This window comes from Chitinophaga rhizosphaerae, from assembly GCF_003958645.1.
In the GTDB taxonomy this organism is placed as follows: domain Bacteria; phylum Bacteroidota; class Bacteroidia; order Chitinophagales; family Chitinophagaceae; genus Chitinophaga; species Chitinophaga rhizosphaerae.
The window spans coordinates 114523-133262 of sequence record NZ_RXLO01000007.1 but is presented as its reverse complement, the minus strand read 5'-3'; the positions used below and the strand labels follow the sequence as shown (position 1 = coordinate 133262).

Sequence of the window (18740 nt, the reverse complement as noted above, 5' to 3'; positions counted from 1 at the left end):
TTTCGCCCGGACTTTTTGAATGTATGTTCACCTCAGATCACTTCCCTTTCGGTACTATTATCTGTGTGGCGCCTATTTTCTTTCCGGCGTTTATTTTCTGCAGGAAATCGTTGATCTTGCCGGCTTCCCGGTTCATGTAATTGCTCACTTCGTGGCCGCGGCCAACATACGTGTATAAAATGGCGTCTTTCTGCATTTTTCTGCCGGTGTCATAAATCGTTTTATCGCCGAACATGATCATCCATCCCGGCTGATCGGCGCGGCAGAAGCGATGCGCCGCCGTTCCGAAAGGCACCAGTTCGTCCGCCGTTCCGTGCATGAACAACGTCGGCACCCAGTTCGACGCCTGCACGGGATTGATATCGACGAGCCCGCCGGCAAATACCAGCGCGCCTTTGAACCGCTGCCGCTTCGTGAAGTAATCATACCGCGCGGGGTCGGACGCTGCGAAGGGGTTGTACAGCAAGTGCAGGATCGCTTCGGCGCCCGCGCTGCTGCCGGAAAGGTACAGCTTCGACGTGTCGACTTTCAGTGCGGGCCCTTTATCCAGCAAAAACTTCGCGGCGTCTGCCACGTCTTCCACTGCGGTGGAGATGGCTTTCAGCTTTACCGGCGTCGTCGTTCCGCAGCCGAAATCGCTGCCTTTGAGGAAGAGCCGGTAGGAAATGGAAAACACGTTGTAGCCCCGTTCCTGCATGCTGGTGGCGAATGCCTTGTCGCCGCCGGGCGAACCGCCGGAAAATCCGCCGCCATGCACGTGCATGATGGTCATGCCGTTCGGCGTTCCCTGGGGCTCATAATGCAGCATGAACAGTGTGTCCTGGTCTTTCACCGCGTAATCGATCCGGTCTTGTGCGGAAACGGCGGTAGCGCAAAGGATCAGTAGCGTCAGTAATCTCATGTTTCAAATGTAAGGATTAGCGCAATTTTTCACAAACGGCGTTACTTGCGTTCCTTTTCCAGCTCAGCTATCCGTTGCTCCAGCGCTTCCTGTCGCTTGTGCTGATCGAGAATGTACAGGGTCAGTTCTTCGATTTTTTTCAGCAATATGGCCTGATTTTCTCCCAGTTCAACGCCTTCTTTCTTTACGGTTTCGGCGGAAGGAACATCCGGCAAATGTTGATGCCTCGCAATGTAGGCGCCCAGTTCCGGAAGGGGCATCAACGGGTATTTTTCTTCGAAAACATAGTCAGGCCATTCTGTTATCGAGACTTTCACTTTCCTGGTTTTGATATTGCCGTTTACGTTGAGGTCTTTTTGAGCGGCAGTGGTGCCGATGGTAAGGTTACCGGACATTTGTCCGCCGGCGAGGGCGAGGTAATCGGCCGGTTTGAAGTTTTCGGAGTCCCAGATCTTTTTCCAGGAAGTTTCCCAGGTACCGGCAACTTTCCGGATCGAATAAAGGCTGCCATTATTGGTCCCCATAGCTATCATACCTTTGTAATCATTACCGGGAGCCATATCACCGAGATAAACATAAACACCGTAATTGTTTTCAGGTATACCATTGACGGGTAACATTTTGGCATGCCAATATGTTCCGGGAGCCGGATACGGATGGTTCAGCACATCAATGTTAACGCCAGAAACAATTCCGTATCTCGATAGCGAAGTTGAGTTCAACCCATCCAGCAAATCCGCGTCCAATCCGGAATTTGCACCCATTCTGCCGCCATGCCAGATATGATAAAATGACCCATTGTTAAAGTACTGCAATAAATTCGGACCGATATTCAACGCCGTACTCACCGATATGTCAGTAATATCGGGCCGCCAGATGAATTGTCCGAATGTTTTGTTATTGGCAACTGCTATTTCTGACTTCAAAGTAGCGTCCCCTCTTCTTACCTTGAAGGTGCGAAATGCATCAGCACCGGGATCAATGATCAGTTCCCTGGTGGTAGTATTTCCCGAATTCGTAACGGTTTGCAGGTCTTGGGAAAATGCAGGGATAGCGGCCCCGCATGCCATGGTTAACAACCAGATTTTATGTTTCATAAGACAAGGGATTTTTCTTAATTCACAATATTAAGAAAATCCCTTGTCAATGCAATCGCCTACAGTGCCTTTTGTTCCTTCAACCAGGCTACCCACGCAGCATAAGCCGGCGGTGTGAGGTGGATACCGTCTCCGGTGTATTCCGACTTCAGCGCTCCCTGCGCATCGGCCGCCCATTCGTGGAGGTTGAGGAACGGCAGGCTGAATTCCTTTGCCAGCGCGGCGATCCCTATGTTCAGGGATTTCACTTTTTCCGCTTTGTTCTTCAAATACCCGGGTAATTTGCTTTCATGCATGGGAAGTACGCTCTGGACGTAGAGCTTCGTTTTCGGTGCGCCACTGCGCAACCGTTCCAGGATGCGGCGGTAATTGGAAAGGATCACGGTTTCGGGGAGGCCGCGCCCCAGGTCGTTGATGCCGATCAACAGGAATAATTTCGCGGGTTTGGATGCGATGACATCGTTCAGCCGTGCCAGTACGCCGAAGGTGTTGTCTCCCCCGATGCCGCGGTTCACGATTTTTTTGCCCGGCAACAATTCGTGCCAGACGCCGCGCTCCGTGATACTGTTGCCCAGGAACACGATAGCGCCGCGCTGCTGGGGGAATGTAGCGAAAAGGGCCATCCGGCCTTTGTAGTAGTCGTTGGCATAGGAACTGTCGATCTGCTGCGCGCTCGCGCCCAGTGCCAGCAACAGGCCGGTGGCCATCAAGGTGCTATATTTCATGTGGAATTATTATCGGACCTGACCGCTGAAATCAACGGGAATATTAAATGGTTGCAGGAAATGGTCTACCAGTACCGCCGCGCTCCCGCGGTCCAGGACGGTTTCCGGCGAAGGCGAGCCGGAAAGCGCCAGCTGCCGCCAGTTATCCGCCAGGATTTGCTGCGTCACGGAAATGCCGGCTTTGCTGAAAATCTCCAGCAGCGCGGCTACGGTGAGCGGATCTCCCGAAGCGCCCCAGTACGTGCGCAACTCCGGGAACAGGGGGCGCAAACCTTCCACCAGCTCGAACGCCGACACTTCGCGCGCGGGATAGAACCAGGTTTGGTTGGCCCAGTTGAACGCTACCCCGCTGCCCCGGAGCACGCCCGCCGCGCCGACGCGCTGGATGGCGGCGAAATGCGGGCTTTCCGCGGGAACGTCGAGGAAAGGCATGATGTAGGCTTTGCTATCGAGCAGCGACTGCTGAACAGAGCGTATATCCGTTACCGATGGGTCTGTACCGTTGCGGAGCGCCACGGCGGCGAGGGCCCCTGCGGCCTGCCCGATGCCCATGACAACGGGCTGCAGTCGGGTGGCGCCGTTCACGATATTGGTAACGCCGATGCTTTTTTCGGCCACGATGAGCCCTTCCACGCCATCGGGCACCAGTGCGCCCATGGGTACATTATAGGAGGGCACGCGCATCTTCACGAAATCGATCTGCGGCGCATCGGTATTTTTATCGTGATGATGATCGATGGTGTAATCACCGACGGCGATGCCCGTCCGGTAGAGCGGGAGCGCCTGGTCGTAGGGTTTGGAAACGTGGTCCGCGGTAAGGAGGGCTTTGCCTTTCACCCGGCGGGATTCGCGGTGGTAGGGGATCATGGGCAGTTTATCGGCCGTCGGGAATTCATCGCCGGCGATGCCGAGGTGCTTCATGCCCAGTTCCGTTTGCAGGTAATAAACGAACCGGAGGGTATGGAGTTTCGCAGCCTTGAGGGCTTCCGTTCTTTCCGCCGGCGTTTTTTCGATGATATTGAGGTAATAATCGTTCCCGTGTTTGGGCCAGTTGATCATATATTTCCCGTTGGGCAGGCGGCCGTATAACATCATCATCTCGCAATTGTTCTTCGGCGCGTCGTACGAAGCGGGGTCCGCGATGCCGCAGCAAAGGCGGAAGGGCGCGGGGTCGTAGCCGGCGGGTTTGGGGATGGTTTTGTCGGCGCCTTTGCCGTAATCTTTCAGCACCACCACATAAGTAAGGTCCTGTATGATATTGTTGGCGACCGGCGGCGCGAGGGCTTCTCCCGTAACATCGCGGCTATCCATCCCGATGCTGTACTTCGCTCCTGCTGCGGCCATGACATCGCCGAGCTCGGTGGCGTCTATGACGATACGGGCCGAAATCTCCCGGGATTTTTTCCCCTGCCGAACGGTGACGGCCCACCGGCCGTTGGCGCGCCGGATGGCCGTGAAGCTCGTCTGGAATTCGATCCGGAGGTTCTTCTCCGCTGCGGCCAGCTGGCGGAGCAGGGTGTTTCCGACGTGTGGCTCGAAAAGGGTGTTGCTCACCCATCCCGTGGCCACTTTGTCTGGCCCGCCGTAATAATCGTAGAGTTTTTTGCGGAATTCGCCCCAAAGCCCCGAAGGCATGCGGTGGTTGCCGTCTATCGCCGCTACGCCTGCGCTGGTGAGCATGCCGCCCAGCCAGGTGGTTTCTTCAACGATGAGGGTCTGCACGCCCATGCGCGCGGCCTGGATGCCGGCCATGGTACCGCTGGCGCCGCCGCCTACGATGAGGAGGTCGGTCTGCTGCTGCGCATGGAGGAATAAGGGTAAAAGAAGGGCCCAGCCGGATAGGCGGACTATTTTGCGGAATCTGTTCATCATGTCGTGGATCTGGCGCCTAAATAACAATATTTTTTACCTTCGTGCAACATCTTATTAATTTTTTTTCAAAACATTTTTAGATTCCCCTTCTCATTTTTATTTTTTTTTAAAAACAATAGCTTTGTATCTTGACAGGATATTGAGGTTAAACTGAGGACCACTCCCAAATCGCATATATGGGTCAACCGACATTTTTTGAAGAACTGAACGATGAGAACATCGGCGGGGTAGCGTACAAGAATCTAAATCTGAAGAAGAAAATCCTGGCATATTTCACCCAGCACAACGATGCCACGATCGCCGACCTGGCGCGGGAACTGAATGCTTCCACGCCAAAAGTGACCCATTTGCTGAACGATCTGCTGCAGGAAGGGCTGGTGAACGATTACGGGAAGATCGACAGCACCGGCGGCCGCAAGCCCAACATTTACGGCATGGCGCCCGACGCGGGATTTTTTGTAGGAGTGGAAGTGAAGAAATTCCATATCAACATCGGCCTGCTCGATTTCAAGCGCAACCTCGTCAGAAGCGTGGAAAAGATACCATACGAACTGCAGAACACGGCCGCATCGCTCGACGAGCTTTGCAGCATCATTTCCCGGTTCATCGACGAACTGTCTGTCCCCCGCGAAAAGATCATGGGCATGGGCGTGAACCTCACCGGCCGGATCAATTACGCTACCGGCTACAGTTACAGCTTCTTCCATTTCAACGAAGAGCCCCTCAGCAAGGTGATCGAATCGAAAGTCGGCATCCGCACGTTCCTGGAAAACGACTCCCGCGCCATGGCCTACGGCGAATTCAGCAGCGGCACCGTGAACCAGGAAAAGAACGTCCTTTTCATCAACCTCGACCACGGTATCGGGCTCGGCATTCTCATCAACGGACAGCTTTACTACGGCAAATCCGGCTTTGCGGGAGAATTCGGGCACATTCCTTTTTTCAATAACGAACTGATCTGCCATTGCGGGAAAAAAGGTTGCCTGGAGACGGAAGCCTCCGGGCAGGCGCTCGTCCGGAATTTCCAGGCCAAACTGCGCGAAGGCTTCTCCACCGTTGTGATGCGCAAACACAAACAACCCGACCAGGTGACGCTGGACGACATTATCCAGGCCGCCAACAGCGACGACACCCTCGCCATCGAGCTCGTAGCCGAGATCGGGGAAAAACTGGGCAAAGGCATCGCCGTTCTCATCAACCTATTCAATCCCGAGCTCGTGATCCTCGGCGGGAGCCTGAGCACCACGGGCGATATCATCCGGCTCCCCATCAAATCGGCCATCAACAAATATTCCCTCAGCCTCGTCAACAACGATACGCAGCTCATGCTGTCGCGCCTCGGCGAAAAAGCAGGTGTCATCGGCGCTTGCCTGCTGGTGCGCAACAAGTTATTATCCCTCGCCTGATCCGATTTTTCATCGCGCAATTCATAAAACGTTGTACATTTAACGGCCAACTTTTTGATTGAATATCTAGTGAGAATGCTATGAAATCCGAACAGAACACCATGCCCTATTATGTTCTCGATGTTTTTACCAACGAGCGTTTTAAAGGCAATCCCTTACCCGTGGTGGTAACCGGCAAACCGCTGGAAACCTCGCTTTACCAACAGATCTCCCGCGAATTCGGGTACCTCGAAACTTCTTTCATGCACTATTCGAAAGAAGACAAGGCCCTCCGCGTCCGCTCCTTTACCCGCAATGGCCGTGAAATCTCCGGCGCGGGACATAACCTGCTGGGCGCAGTTTGCCTCGCCGTGCTCAAGGACATGAACATTTTCCGCGTACAGGAAGGCGTTCCGTCGGTGATCATGAAAGACCGGCGCATCCAGCTCAACATCGAAAACAACAGTAACGACCTCCCGTTCATCGGCATGCTGCAACAGGCCCCCCGCTACGGCAACACCGTTCCCGCGGAAGACATCGCCGCCGCGCTGCACCTGGAGCAGGAAGACGTGAAGCTGTTCGACTGGCACCCTACCGTTGTGACCACCGAAATATCGCACCTTATGGTGCCCCTCCGCAATATCGACGCACTCAACCGCGCCACGCCGAACGCCGGCGCCCTCCACAATATCGCCACCGGATACGGGTTCCAGGGCTGTTACTGCTTCGTGATCACGGATAAGGACACCCCGCAGGTCGCTCAGGCGCGCTTTTTCCACCCGGCCGGCGGGGAAGACGCGGCCACGGGTTCGGCCGCCGGGCCGCTGGGCGGCTTTCTTTTCCAGAAAGGGTACATTCACAAAGACAAGGAATACGCCATTCTACAGGGCGTGAAGCTACAGCAACCCTCCATACTGCGATTCCGCTTCACCGGCGCGGGGATCTGGGTGAGCGGCGCGTCGACCATTGTAATGGAAGGTATTTTGCACGTGTAGCTTTCTGCGTATCTTGCGCAGACATACATGAGCATCCCTACCATGGAAATGGAACTGTCAACCAAGATCGCACAACTGGAGCTGGTCAGCGAAGATCTCCCGGCCGTCATTATCATACATAATATTCTCACGCAAACGGTGGAGTACATGTCTCCCTGGGGCCAGCGGCTCCTCCGCACCAACCTGCAGGAACTGAAAGACATGGGCATCGCCTATTTCCACCGGTTCTTCAACCCCGCGGAGATGGACGATTACGTGCCCCGCATCATGCAGATGATACAAGGGAACAAGGAGCGTGAATTCGTCTCTTTCTTCCACCAGGTGCGGCCTTCCGCTAACGACGAATGGCAATGGTACCTCGGCGCCACGCGCATTTTCTACCGCAATGCCGACGGATTGCCTACGCATTGCATCACCTTTGCCCTTCCCGTAGAGCAGGCGCATTACATCAACGCGAAAGTGAACCGGCTGCTGGAAGAAAATACTTTCCTGCGCGCCAACAAGCATATCTTCGGCGGGCTCACGCACCGCGAAAAGGAAGTGCTGACGCTCATGGGCCTGGGTCGCAATACCGCCGAAATGGCCACCCAGCTGAACATTTCCGAGAAAACAGTGTCTACCCATCGCCGCAATATCAAAAACAAGCTGCATGCACAATCCAGCTACGACGTCACCCGGTTCGCGCAGGCGTTCGACCTGATTTAGGGTTTCCCCGGGCGCGGAGAATGTTTATATTGTGGAATGACTGCTTCCTTCATCCAGGTACTGCTGTCTTTGGCGGCAGGTGTCGGCCTGATCGTATTGCTGACGGTAAAATTCCGCGTTCATGCGTTCTTCGCGCTTTTCCTCGCCTGTTTTGCCGTAGGGCTCGGCGTGCAATTGCCGTTCCCGAAAATCATCTCCGTCATGAAAGAGGGGTTTGGGCACATCATGCAAAGCCTGGGCTTCATCATCGTGCTGGGCACCATGCTCGGCGTGATCCTTGAGCACACGGGCGCTACCCGCGTGATGGCCGCTGCCATCCTGAAGCTCGTCGGGGAGAAAAGGGCCGCCACGGCTATGGGGATCACGGGCTTCATCGTAGGGCTGCCCATTTTCTGCGATAGCGGGTACATCGTGCTGAGCGGCCTGAACCGTTCGGTAGCCGGGCGAAGCGGCATACCGTTGCTGGTGATGTCCGTTTCTCTCGCGTCGGGCCTCTATGCCGTGCATTGCCTCATTCCCCCGCACCCGGGCGCTACCGCCGCCGCGGGAACGATCGGGGCAGACATTGGCCGGCTGATGCTGATCGGGGCCGCCGTAGCCATTCCGGCTGCCATTGCCGGCTGCTGGTGGGCGTCGTGGATGGGGAAACGCGTGGCGGGCAACGTTCCGCACGATGCGCATGAAGACGAGCCGCTGCCCGCAACGCCCGCCTGGAAAGCATTTTTGCCTATCGTAGTACCCATTTTGCTCATTGCGTTGGGCGCGTTCATGAAAATGGAACATGGGTCGGATGTGCTGCAGATTTTGGGGGATCCGGTAGTGGCCCTGTCGGTAGGGGTTTTGCTGGCTTTGTACACGGGAACGGGATGGAAGAAGGCGGAAGTGAGCCGCCTCATGCTGGAAGCTTCCGAAAAAGCGGGCGGCATCCTCGTCATCATCGGCGCCGGCGGCGCTTTCGGGGCCATTCTCGCCACCACCGACCTCGGCACGCACCTTTCCGACGCGCTGCCGCTCGGCCAACTCGGGCTTTTCTTCCCGTTTTTGCTGGCCGTGCTCCTGAAAACAGCCCAGGGATCGTCTACCGTAGCCATCATCACCGCCGCAGCCATCGTAGGGCAACTGTTGCCGAAACTGGGGCTCGACAGCGATACCGGCCGCCTGCTTTGCATGCTGGCCCTCGGCGCGGGGAGCATGGCGATTTCGCATGCGAACGACGCCTATTTCTGGGTGATCAGCAAATTCTCCGGCCTCGACATGCAACCCATGCTCAAAGTCTACTCGGTGGCGACCCTGCTGATGGGGATCACCGCTTTCCTCGCCGTACTGGCGCTTTCCGCGGTGATGATGTAACCGGAAAAACCCTACCTTTGCCTTCCCCATTCCTAAAACGGAAATCATGATAACGAACATCACAACGATCGCATTCGACGCCGACGATACACTCTGGGTCAACGAACCCTACTTCCAGGAAACCGAACAGAAATGCTGCGCCCTCCTTGAAGATTACCTTCCCCATCACACCGTTTCCCAGGAACTGTTCCGCACCGAAATGCAGAACCTTCCCCTATATGGTTACGGCGTGAAAGCGTTCATGCTCTGCATGGTCGAAACCATCCTCCGCGTCAGCAATAACACCGCCAACCCGGAAGTACTGATCAAAGCCATCGAATTCGGGAAAGAGCTCCTCGCCAAACCCGTGGAACTGCTGGAAGGCGTGGAAGACGTCCTCAAAGCCCTCAAAGGCAAATACCGCCTCGTGGTAGCCACGAAAGGCGACCTGCTCGACCAGGAGCGCAAACTCCTCAAATCCGGACTGGAACATTATTTCCATCATATCGAAATCATGAGCGAAAAAGGCGAGAAAGATTATAAAAAACTCCTCCGCCATCTCGACTGCCAGCCAGAAAATTTCCTCATGATCGGGAATTCCCTCAAGTCGGACGTACTGCCCGTGCTGGCGCTCGGCGGCCACGCCATCCACATCCCCTACCATACCACCTGGGCGTATGAAAAGATCGATCACCATGTGGAACATGAGAATTTACGGCAGGTGATCGCCATTCCTGAAATCTTACCGCTTTTACTTTCATGAAGAAACAGTTAGACATCGCGGCCTGGGCGCGCAAAGACCAGTTTGCGTTCTTCCGCCGGTTTGAGGAACCATTCTTCGGCGTTACCGTGGAAGTGGATTGTACGGCTGCATATAACAAAGCCCAAGCGGGCGGGCATTCCTTCTTCCTGGAATACCTGCATTGCTCGCTGGTGGCGGCGAATGAAACGGAACCTTTCCGGTACCGCATTGCCGGAGACGACGTCTGGATATTCGACCAGGTGAACGCCTCCCCTACCATCAACCGCCCCGACGGCACTTTCGGCTTCGCTTATATGGATTTCCATCCCGCCATGGCCGATTTTCTGCCCGCCGCCACCGCGGAAATAGCGCGGGTACAGGCTTCTACCGGACTGGTACCGGCCGTTTCCGGCGAAAACGTTATCCACTATTCTTCCATCCCCTGGATCAACTTTACCGGCATTTCCCACGCGCGCAGCTTTTCTTTCCCCGATTCCTGCCCGAAGATTTCTTTCGGAAAGATGACGGAAAAAGCCGGCCGGCGGGTGATGCCGACGTCCGTTCATGTACATCACGCACTGATGGACGGTTTCCACGTAGCCCAATACCTGGACCGTTTCCAGGAGCTGCTGAGCGCATAACGAATCTATTCCTGTGATAGACATTTTCCATTCCGTGTACGCGCTTCACGGGAACGTTCATATCGGGATCGCCGCTGCCGATAAAAACCGGCGTTTGTGCAAAATCATCCGAATAGTTGGAGCGGTGTACCTGATCGCCGATGAGCCCGCCGTATTTCAGTGGCGTGCCGCATGTATCAACCCGTTCCAACGCCCGGGGTTTGCTTTTACGGTTTTCCATACCGGAGGATTTGTTAACCAGTTACATATCTTTAGGGAATGGAAACGGCCCACAACATCCGGCGCAGCGCCGACGGCGCCCTGCTCGCCAGCCTCCGTGAAATCGACGGCACCGCCGACTGGCACCGTGCACCGCTCTACGCGGTGGTCCACCTGCGGACCGGTTCAGCCGTTTGCGAAACCGGAAATGCCCGGTTCACGCTGCATGCCCCCGTGCTCCTGTTCTTCACACCCTACCAGGAATACACTTTCCATGGAGAATTTACCGGCAGCCATCTCAGTTTTCATGGCGATTTCTACTGCATCGAAAAACACCGGCACGAAGTAGCCTGCAACGGCGTCCTTTTCAACAATATTTATACACCGCCGTTCGTGCCGTTAGACGATGAACAGGCGGCTTCGGCCGGCAATTACCTCCGCCTGCTCCGCGATGCCATGTCCGGCAGCGACGATCTCGCTCGGGAAGATCTCGTCATCGCCCATCTGAAAATCTTGCTCATCATCGCCACCCGCGTCAAAAGCCGCCAGATCGAGGAAACCCTTACGCAACTCCCGCCAGACGCCGGCCCCCGGTTGCAGCAGTTCCACCAGCTGCTCGAAGCGCACTTCACCGAATGGAAAAAACCGGCGGAGTACGCTGCGGCGATGCACATCACCGGCAAAGCCCTTTCCCGCCTCACCGCGAAATACCTTTCCAAAACCCCGTCTGACCTCATCGCCGAGCACGTGATACAGGAAGCCAAGCGGGCGCTGCATTTCTCGCACCAGCGCGTAAAAGAGATCGCCACGGCGCTGGGGTACAACGATCCCCTGTACCTGAGCCGCCTCTTCCGCAAACAGACGGGCGTTTCGCCGAGGGAATTCCGGCAGCAGGTCGGAGTTTCGATCCTTGTCTGATTCGTCCATGTTTTGGCGACTTCCCGCTATTTTTGCCGGAAGGCAACAACCGTACCTTCGGTACATGAAATTCATTACTTCTTTTCTCGCTTTCGCCGCCCGGCTCGACAAAAGCGGCATCCGCATGTTGCGTATAGCTGTTTCCGTTATATTGATCTGGATCGGCGCGTTGAAATTCGTGCCGTATGAAGCGGAGGGTATCACGCCTTTTGTGGCCAACAGTCCGTTTATGCGTTTTTTCTATCAACATCCCGATGAATACGGCCAGCACCGCAATAAGGAAGGAGAAGTCCATCCGGCGAACATCGCCTGGCACGAGGCGAACAATACGTATGGTTATGCTTATGGACTAGGAATACTGCTGGTGGGCATGGGTGTGCTGCTGCTCCTGAATCGGGCGCACCCGCTGTTCGGTACGGCCGGCGCACTGCTCACGATCATCATGGGCGTGGGTACGTTGTCGTTTCTCGTGACGACGCCCGAAACCTGGGTCCCCGGCCTCGGCGGCGCCCATCACGGGTTTCCGTACCTTTCTGCGGCCGGGAGGCTGGTGCTGAAGGATCTTATTATGCTCGCGGGGGCCGTGGTTTTGCTGTCAGATTCCGCAAAGGCAGCGCTTTCGCGCCTCCGCAACCGGTAGCCGGTTCAATTACAATAGGATAATGGGATAAAGCCTGTCAAAGTCGCGCGAAGTCGAAAGTTGCATAGGTTTTATAAGTCCGCTACAATGGAGAATTATTACAGACTTTCAAATACGCGTTGGCTCCCGGATTTAATCAGGAATGAATGATTAAAATATGAAACGAATTGATAAGCAAATGGGAAGACATAAAAAAAGCCGCTGAAACAGCGGCTTTTTTTGTTGCCCAACATGGATTCGAACCACGACACTCAGAACCAGAACCTGATGTACTACCCTTATACTATTGGGCAAGAATTCTCTGAAAGAGGGTGCAATATTACAAAACATTTCGGTAATCTCCAAAATTTTAGTCGCAAGTTTCTTTTCGGGCGAACCCTCCGCCCAGGGAATTGTTGTAATTCGCAAAGTCTCCGCATGCTGCCTATCCGCCGCTCCACTTCCAGGAATACCGTGGAATCCGTTATCGTGCTACTGTTGCTGCTCGCCTTGTTCGTAGCCGTTTACGACGTGCTCCGCGTGTTTTTCGGCGTGTTCACCTTCGCCATCATCTTCGCCGTTTCCCTCGCGCAACCCTTCGAACGGCTTTGCAGGCGCACCCGGCAGCGGCGCACCCTCGCCGCCATCATCTACACCGTACTGCTGCTGGCCATTGTGGCGCTGCCTTTCATACTCATCATCAGCGCCCTCGGCAAACACGCCTCACAATTGCTGTCGTTCGCCGGCGAAATACGCGAGCACGGTCTCCCGCCCCTCCCCGACAATATTTCCGACCTGCCGGTCGTGGGCAACAGCATCGCGGAGTTCTGGCAACATCTGCGCGACAATCCCCGCGAAGCGCTGGTGGGGCACGACCGCCAGATCAACCTCCTCCTCCACCGGCTGCTCACCGGAGGCGCGGGCATCGCGGGGGCCACGCTCCAGTGCGTGCTGGGCATCTTCGTGTCTGCCATGCTCCTGGCAGCAGGGCCAAAAACACTGCTGCCGCTTAAAAACATCCTGCGCCACCTGCTGGGCCGCAGCGATGCGCAAACCCTCATCCAGGCAAGTCTGAGCGCCATCCGCGGCGTTTCCATCGGCGTCATGGGCACGGCGTTCATCGCCAGTGCATTGTCGTATATCGGGTTCGCCATCGCCGGACTGCATTTCAAAATACTCTTTACCGCCGTCGTCTTTTTCCTCGTGCTGATTCAGGTAGGCCCGCTGCTCGTTTGGCTGCCGCTGGTGATCTGGGCCGCCGTGCAGGGGCATACCGGGCTTGCCGTGTTCCTCGCCATTTACGGTGGCTTCGTACTGGCGGCGGATGCCATATTGAAACCGGTGCTCATCGCCAAAAGCGGTGGACGGCTGCCGTTTCTCGTGCTGTTCATCGGCGTAGTAGGCGGCCTTGCGGCCTGGGGATTCACCGGGATGTTCAAAGGCGCCATCATCCTATCGGTGGCGTATACACTCTATGATTCGTGGCTGGAACGGAAGCGGCGGCACAATCGGCCAGGGAGGCTTCCATCAACCGGAACATGAACAATCCGCACCATTCCCTGTTATTTTCTGCAATATCCTTACAACCTAAAGCCCGACTATGCACATGATCCGCTCCGCCATCCCTGTTTTTTCCGCCATCTGCATCTTGCTGAACACCGCCGCCAGCGCGCAATACGTGAAAGTGCCCGACAGCGCGGCCTACACCCACCGATTCCGGGATGCCAGGGCGGTCCGCATCAGCACCGTGCCGCTGGTGCTCTTCGCCGGTAGCGCCGCTTTGTGGGGAGAACGCCAAAACGTGCGCGAACTGCGGAACCGGTACATCCCCACATTCCGCCATCATTTCGACGATTACATGCAATATGTGCCTGCGCTCGCCGTGATCGGACTGAATGCGGCCGGCGTGAAAGGGAAGAACAAGCCCGGAAGGGCATTCGTTTCATACGCTTTTTCGGCCGTGATCATGGGCGCCATCGTCAACGGTATCAAATACACGGCGAAAGTGGAACGACCCGACGGATCGGAGCGGAACTCCTTCCCTTCCGGCCACACCGCCAATTCTTTCATGAATGCGACTTTCCTGCACAAGGAATACGGTCAGTACCGCCACCCGCTCTATAGTGTGGCGGGATACTCCCTGGCCACGGGAACAGCTATCGGCCGGCAGCTCAACAACCGCCACTGGGTGTCTGACGTAGTGGCCGGCGCCGGCATCGGCATCCTCTCCACCGAATTGGCATACATGATCGCCGACAGGATTTACCGGGAAAAGGGCGAAAGGCCGGTTATTCATAAAGACCCGATCCCGGTAGACGGGAAGCCCAGCTTCCTGGAAATCCGCATGGGTTATGCGGTAGCCACCACGAAAGACCTAACAGGGAACGTCAACGGCATATCCGCCAAACGCGGCTTTAACATGGGGGCCGAAGGCGCGTGGTTCTTCCACCGCAACATGGGCGCCGGTGCGGAATTCGCATTCACTTCATTTCCCATCAACGATGATGGCCTGCTCATTACCGACCCCGACGTAACCGTAATCAGCGACGGGCACTATACACAACCCATGGGCATCCGGTACCTCCATGCCGGCCCCTTTTTCAGCGTTCCCCTTCCCCGCAACTGGTTCATAACGGCGAAAGTACTGGGCGGTACCTCACTGGGATCTGACGGGAACGTCATGATGCGGCTGAACAGCGACTGGAAAGACCTCCTCCAGCGAAACGATTTCCCTTACCTCCGCTACAAACCCGAAGGAACTTTCAGCTGGTCGACGGGATTGGGCATCCAGAAAAGGATTTCCCGGAACATCGGCATCAAGGCGTATGGCGCTTATTTTGACTCGGACCATGATTTCGAGATCGACGTCATGGACGATGTGGCCGACGACGGAAAATTCCTCTTCAAACATCTCGGCACGGAAAAAGTGCGCTTCAATCATTTTACTTTCGGATTGGGCCTGACGGCTTTTTTGTGGTGATCCCGCAGGATAGGCACCCTGTATCTCAGGTTTCCGCCCACACTTCACGTACCCGGCTATCACTTTAAACCCATCATCCATCCTTTCAAACCACCTAACCAACATATCGCATTCCGCAACCCCGGACGATCCGTAAACGAAGATAATTTCGCGGCAAATCATCATCATGAAACGGATCACTTCACTCGCGTTCGCCGCGCTGACATGCTGCATGGCCTGTTCGAAAAGCGGCGACAAAAACCCCGGCAACCCCAATCCCGACAATCCCGGAAACGAAGGCGTACCCACGATCGTATCGGTGCCCGTGCTCCGTGGAGACACTACCATCACCATGGGCCCCACCACGAATTACGCCATCGTCATGAAAGGGCTTCCCACCATCCGCCCCGTATTTCCCAAACTGGCGCTCAAACCGAAAAAAGTACGCGGCTACGTGACAGACGCGTCAGGCAACCCCATCGAAGGCGCAGAACTGGGGCTCCTGAAAAAAGTATCGGGATTCCAGCAACTGGTAACCACAACTACCAACGACAAAGGATACTATGAAATCGAGTTCGAAGGCGTCGCGGAATTCAAACACGCGTTCGCCGTCATTAACTATGTCGGTAAACCCGTGCCCATCAGTCTTTTCACGGCAGACAGCGTGGCCAGCGTCTACACCTACGACAAAGGCGGTGTAGAACACTGGATGGCCCTCAGCCACGGTACCGCCAATGCCGCAGATGCCGCCCATCGCCCATGGTATTCCAACAATTACTTCGGCGGATCGATCTACCTGAACTGGGATGTTTATGATGGTCCGTTCAGTACCGACGGCGCGCTGCCGAAGAATGCCGAAATCATCCTGAAACTGACGCCTGCCGGCGGTATGCTCTATGATGCCAGCCGGACGTTCACCATCCGCCAGAAATTGGGCAACAACTTCCTGAGCTGCAACATCAACAATATTCCCATCGGTATTTACAAAATCGAAGCGAAACTGGCCGATGGCCGCCCGCTGAAAATGGAGGTACATGGCCCGAACAGATCGGATACCTATGGCCTGCAATACGATACTGACACCAAAGCCTGGTACGTTTCCTTTGTGCCGGGTTTCAACGCCACCTCCAAGCCGATGCCCAACCGCAGCGAGTGGGACCAGGCCAATGTGTATGTGAGATTATAACAAGGTATTACTATAAACGCCGACCGGCATCCTGCTTCAGTTGAATACTGTTGCGGGATGCCGGTCGGGTATTTTTAACGCAGCGGTTGCGTTAGATTTTCTGTTTGTTCTGCTGCGGACGGCCGTGCCATTTCCGCTTTTGCTGTTGCTTGCGGTTGTTCGCCTGCTGGGAAGACGATTGGCGCAGCTGTACGGCGGGAGCCGGAGCCGCGGGCGCTTCCAGGGCAGGGAAAGGATGATCGGTAACAACGGGGATCTGCTGCTTGATGAGCTTCACGATATCTTTCACATATGCCCTTTCTTCATCGTCGCAGAAAGAAAGCGCGATACCGCTTGCGCCGCCACGACCGGTACGGCCGATACGGTGCACATAGGTTTCAGGCACGTTGGGAATCTCGAAGTTGATCACATGAGACAGGTTGTCTACGTCGATGCCGCGCGCGGCGATGTCTGTAGCTACCAGGCAACGGATGCGGCCCGCCTTGAAATCGGTGAGGGCGCGCTGGCGCGAGTTCTGGGACTTGTCGCCGTGAATGGCGCTGGCAGTGATGCCGGACTTGCTCAGTTCTTTGGCCACGCGGTCTGCGCCGTGCTTGGTGCGGGTGAAGACGAGTGCGCTCACGATGGAGGCGTCTTTCAGCACATGCACGAGCAATTTGCGCTTGCTCGCTTTATCCGTATAATACAGCTGCTGCTCCACTTTTTCCGCCGTGCTGGATACTGGCGTTACGGCCACTTTTTCAGGGTTGGAGAGGATGGAGTTCGCCAGGCCGGCGATTTCGTCGGGCATGGTGGCGGAAAAGAACAGCGTTTGTCTTTTCTGCGGCAGCTTGGTGATCACGCGTTTCACGTCGTGGATGAAGCCCATGTCGAGCATGCGGTCGGCCTCGTCGAGCACGAACTGGCGGATGTAATGCAGGTTGATGTGCCCCTGCTGCCAGAGGTCGAGCAGGCGGCCGGGCGTGGCGATCAGGATATCTGGGCCGCGTTTCAGCCCTTCAATCTGCCCTTGCGCGGAAACGCCCCCGAAAATAACGAGGTGACGGATGCCGGTGTGCGCGCCATAATCCCGGATATTCTCCGCGATCTGGATCGCCAGTTCACGCGTGGGCGTAAGGATGAGCGTTTTGATATGACGGTCGGGCGCCTGGGCGGCCTCTTTTTCCTTATAAAGCAACTGCAGGATCGGGATAGCGAACGCTGCGGTTTTGCCGGTACCGGTCTGGGCGCACGCCAGCAGGTCCCGTTTCTCCAGCACAACAGGGATCGCCTGTTCCTGGATGGGTGTTGGTGTTGTATAGCCTTGTGTTTCCAGTGCGCGAAGTATGGGTGTAATGAGGCCTAATTTCTCGAATGACAATTGATATGATTTTATGTAACGTTGATAACTGCCTGGATGTCAAATTAAAGGGAAGGAAAAACTCGAATTGTATCTCCAGGAGCATAAAAAAACTTTACAAAGATACGGAAAATCCCCCAATGCGCCGGTTTCGCATTAGGATTGTTTATTATACCACTCAGGCGACCAATCTTTCGTTCCATCGGAAAAGCCTTTCCGGCGCGGGTTTTAATCGGTAGTTTGCCTGCATTCAAACCATGCTTTTTTATGAAAACCAGGCTTATCCACATCATGCTGGCCGCCATTGCCCTGGCAGGCTGCTCGAAGAAAAAGGACCCTCCCCCCCAGGAGCCCGATTCCACCAAGCCCGTTCCCGTGCTGACCAAAGTCGTGAAAGGGCATCTCCTCAAATCGTGCGACATCGCCCTCGTTCCCGGCGCCAACTTCCGGATCGAATACACCTGGAACGCCGATAGTTCCCTGAAAAAATACAAATCCATCCATCCCGCCACCCAGCAATCCGCAGATGTGGATTTCCACTACGAAAACGGCATGCTGGCCCGCATCACTACCCAAAACTCCCTGTCCGAAGGCGTTTATGTTTTCAAAAACGGCAAGATAGACCGGATCACCAGCCGCCATCTCATCAACCCCACCGGCAGAAATTACCACTTCACCTACAACGCCGCCGACAACATGCCCGCCCGCATCCGGTACTATAACTTCAACGAAGCCGGCGAACAACTCGTTACCGAGGTCAACTACACTTACGATGCGCAAAAGCGCCCGGTAGAAATCACCAGCACGCAACCCAACGGCAACAAACGCATCATCCGGTTCCAGGAATGGAGCGCACCGTTCCTTTTCAGCCCATGGATATTTTCAGAATCGGAAATGGACCTCGAAAATTATGAGCTGTACAATGTTCCGCTGATGTTCGTCCTCGACCGGATGCCCACCAAATTCTCCGAGCACCAGCAAGCCGCGGGCGCTGCGGAAACCATGACCCGCCGGTGGGAAATCAGTTATACGATCCATCAGGAAAAACTGAATTTCCGCCGCGCGCAGGTTATATATCCCGCCAATCCGCAACTGGACCGTACCGTGGAGCATACTTTCCATTACTGAT

At 55.5% G+C, this 18740-nt stretch carries 17 protein-coding genes and 1 tRNA gene; 12 read left to right on the top strand and 6 right to left on the bottom strand.

Annotated features, from left to right (window positions below; genetic code table 11):
- Positions 1 to 37: 37 nt before the first annotated feature.
- The 4 genes from EJ361_RS17235 to EJ361_RS17220 all read right to left on the bottom strand — a co-directional run bounded on the left by EJ361_RS17235 (position 38) and on the right by EJ361_RS17220 (position 4595).
- A complete protein-coding gene (locus EJ361_RS17235) occupies positions 38 to 901 on the bottom strand; it encodes an alpha/beta hydrolase family protein (RefSeq protein ID WP_126246881.1) in 864 nt (287 codons plus the stop codon).
- 41 nt (positions 902 to 942) lie between these two features.
- Positions 943 to 1461, bottom strand: a complete 519-nt coding sequence (locus EJ361_RS17230) for a hypothetical protein (RefSeq protein WP_164714302.1) — start codon at positions 1459 to 1461, stop codon at positions 943 to 945.
- A 596-nt stretch (positions 1462 to 2057) separates the two neighbouring features.
- Positions 2058 to 2723, bottom strand: a complete 666-nt coding sequence (locus EJ361_RS17225; RefSeq protein WP_126246879.1) for a GDSL-type esterase/lipase family protein — start codon at positions 2721 to 2723, stop codon at positions 2058 to 2060.
- Positions 2724 to 2732: 9 nt separating this feature from the next.
- Positions 2733 to 4595 (bottom strand): FAD-dependent oxidoreductase, encoded by a 1863-nt coding sequence (locus EJ361_RS17220; protein ID WP_240646656.1) that lies wholly within the window; start codon positions 4593 to 4595, stop codon positions 2733 to 2735.
- 176 nt (positions 4596 to 4771) lie between these two features.
- Here EJ361_RS17220 and EJ361_RS17215 point away from each other — a divergent pair, with 176 nt between their 5' ends.
- The 8 genes from EJ361_RS17215 to EJ361_RS17180 all read left to right on the top strand — a co-directional run bounded on the left by EJ361_RS17215 (position 4772) and on the right by EJ361_RS17180 (position 12148).
- Complete coding sequence (locus tag EJ361_RS17215; protein WP_126246878.1) at positions 4772 to 6001, top strand: ROK family transcriptional regulator; 1230 nt, start codon at positions 4772 to 4774, stop codon at positions 5999 to 6001.
- Positions 6002 to 6081: 80 nt separating this feature from the next.
- Complete coding sequence (locus tag EJ361_RS17210; RefSeq protein ID WP_126246877.1) at positions 6082 to 6975, top strand: PhzF family phenazine biosynthesis protein; 894 nt, start codon at positions 6082 to 6084, stop codon at positions 6973 to 6975.
- A gap of 27 nt (positions 6976 to 7002) precedes the next feature.
- A complete protein-coding gene (locus EJ361_RS17205) occupies positions 7003 to 7680 on the top strand; it encodes a response regulator transcription factor (RefSeq protein ID WP_126246876.1) in 678 nt (225 codons plus the stop codon).
- A 36-nt stretch (positions 7681 to 7716) separates the two neighbouring features.
- The gene (locus EJ361_RS17200; protein WP_126246875.1) at positions 7717 to 9030 is read left to right on the top strand and encodes a GntP family permease; all 1314 of its coding nucleotides are present in this window, start codon (positions 7717 to 7719) and stop codon (positions 9028 to 9030) included.
- A gap of 46 nt (positions 9031 to 9076) precedes the next feature.
- Entirely contained in the window at positions 9077 to 9772 is a 696-nt protein-coding gene (locus tag EJ361_RS17195) for an HAD family hydrolase (protein WP_126246874.1), read from the top strand.
- Complete coding sequence (locus EJ361_RS17190; protein ID WP_126246873.1) at positions 9769 to 10392, top strand: CatA-like O-acetyltransferase; 624 nt, start codon at positions 9769 to 9771, stop codon at positions 10390 to 10392. Before EJ361_RS17195 ends, EJ361_RS17190 begins: the two co-directional genes overlap by 4 nt.
- A 258-nt stretch (positions 10393 to 10650) precedes the next feature.
- Positions 10651 to 11508, top strand: a complete 858-nt coding sequence (locus EJ361_RS17185) for a helix-turn-helix domain-containing protein (protein ID WP_126246872.1) — start codon at positions 10651 to 10653, stop codon at positions 11506 to 11508.
- Positions 11509 to 11572: 64 nt separating this feature from the next.
- Complete coding sequence (locus EJ361_RS17180) at positions 11573 to 12148, top strand: DUF417 family protein (protein ID WP_126246871.1); 576 nt, start codon at positions 11573 to 11575, stop codon at positions 12146 to 12148.
- Between the two features lie 222 nt (positions 12149 to 12370).
- Here the strand turns inward: EJ361_RS17180 and EJ361_RS17175 are convergent.
- A tRNA-Gln gene (locus tag EJ361_RS17175) sits at positions 12371 to 12441 on the bottom strand.
- Between the two features lie 124 nt (positions 12442 to 12565).
- On the opposite strand from EJ361_RS17175, the gene EJ361_RS17170 reads away from it, so the two are divergent.
- The 3 genes from EJ361_RS17170 (at position 12566) to EJ361_RS17160 (ending at position 16272) form a co-directional block, all read left to right on the top strand.
- A complete protein-coding gene (locus EJ361_RS17170) occupies positions 12566 to 13669 on the top strand; it encodes an AI-2E family transporter (RefSeq protein WP_164714301.1) in 1104 nt (367 codons plus the stop codon).
- Between the two features lie 58 nt (positions 13670 to 13727).
- The gene (locus EJ361_RS17165) at positions 13728 to 15107 is read left to right on the top strand and encodes a phosphatase PAP2 family protein (protein WP_126246869.1); all 1380 of its coding nucleotides are present in this window, start codon (positions 13728 to 13730) and stop codon (positions 15105 to 15107) included.
- 166 nt (positions 15108 to 15273) lie between these two features.
- The gene (locus tag EJ361_RS17160; RefSeq protein WP_126246868.1) at positions 15274 to 16272 is read left to right on the top strand and encodes a carboxypeptidase-like regulatory domain-containing protein; all 999 of its coding nucleotides are present in this window, start codon (positions 15274 to 15276) and stop codon (positions 16270 to 16272) included.
- 91 nt (positions 16273 to 16363) lie between these two features.
- Here the strand turns inward: EJ361_RS17160 and EJ361_RS17155 are convergent, their stop codons facing one another.
- Positions 16364 to 17632 carry a DEAD/DEAH box helicase gene (locus EJ361_RS17155; protein ID WP_126246867.1) on the bottom strand — a complete coding sequence of 423 codons (1269 nt, stop codon included), beginning with the start codon at positions 17630 to 17632 and terminating at the stop codon, positions 16364 to 16366.
- Between the two features lie 246 nt (positions 17633 to 17878).
- Here EJ361_RS17155 and EJ361_RS17150 point away from each other — a divergent pair, with 246 nt between their 5' ends.
- Complete coding sequence (locus tag EJ361_RS17150) at positions 17879 to 18739, top strand: hypothetical protein (RefSeq protein ID WP_126246866.1); 861 nt, start codon at positions 17879 to 17881, stop codon at positions 18737 to 18739.
- The last annotated feature ends 1 nt before the right edge of the window (position 18740 follow it).